Raw genomic sequence first — 977 nt, forward strand, 5'->3', positions numbered from 1 at the left:
TCCTATATCGTCGGCCTGACCAATATCGACAACCAGGGCATCTCCGGCATGGAGAAGTATATCGACGAGCAGGGGCTGAGCGACCTGCAGGCGTCGGGCCTTGCCATAGCCAAGGACCTCAAGCCGGTCAGGCTTTCGATTGATCTGCGCGTCCAGCATGTGGTGCGCGACGAGATCGCCGCCGGGCTGGAGCGCTATCGCGCCATGGGCGCCGGCGCCGTCGTGCTGAACATCAAGACGGGCGAAGTGATGGCGATGGCCTCGGTGCCGGACTTCGACCCGAACAATCCGTACAATGCCCAGGACAAGGACCGGCTGAACCGCATGTCGGCGGGCCTCTACGAGATGGGCTCGACCTTCAAGAGCTTCACCTCGGCGATGGCGCTCGATTCCGGCAAGGCGACGATGAACAGCCGCTTCGACGCGTCGCATCCGATCCGGGTCGGCCATCAGGCCATTCACGATTTCCACGGCAAGAACCGCGTGCTGTCGCTGCCGGAGGTGTTCCTCTATTCGTCCAACATCGGCTCGGCCAGGGAGGCAGAGCTTGTCGGCATCGAGGGGCACCGCGAATTCCTGCACCGCCTCGGCATTCTCGACAGGATGCAGACCGAGCTGCCGGAGGTCGCGCGCCCGACCGAGCCCAAGGTCTGGAAACAGGTCAACTCGTTCACCATCGCCTTCGGCCATGGCGTGTCGACGACGCCGCTGCAAGCCGCCGTCGGCTGCGCGGCGCTGATGCAGGGCTATCTGATCCAGCCGACATTCCTGGTCCGCAGCGAACAGGAGGCGATGGCGGTGGCCAAGAAAGTGGTCAGCGACAAGACGGTCGAAGGCATGCGCTATCTCTATACGCTCAATGCCGAGAAGGGCTCGGCCAGGAACGCCAGGGCCCCCGGCTACCGGGTTGGCGGCAAGACCGGAACGGCCGAGAAGGTCATCAACGGCCGCTACTCCAAGGAGTTGAATTTCAACAC

The 977-nt window shown here is 63.5% G+C and carries 1 protein-coding gene; it reads left to right on the forward strand.

The features are described from left to right. Positions 1 to 977, forward strand: a 977-nt coding sequence (locus EOA27_RS37935) for a penicillin-binding protein 2 (RefSeq protein WP_145970881.1), incomplete at both ends; no start/stop codon positions are given.

Source organism: Mesorhizobium sp. M2A.F.Ca.ET.037.01.1.1, assembly GCF_003998075.1.
Classification (GTDB): domain Bacteria; phylum Pseudomonadota; class Alphaproteobacteria; order Rhizobiales; family Rhizobiaceae; genus Mesorhizobium.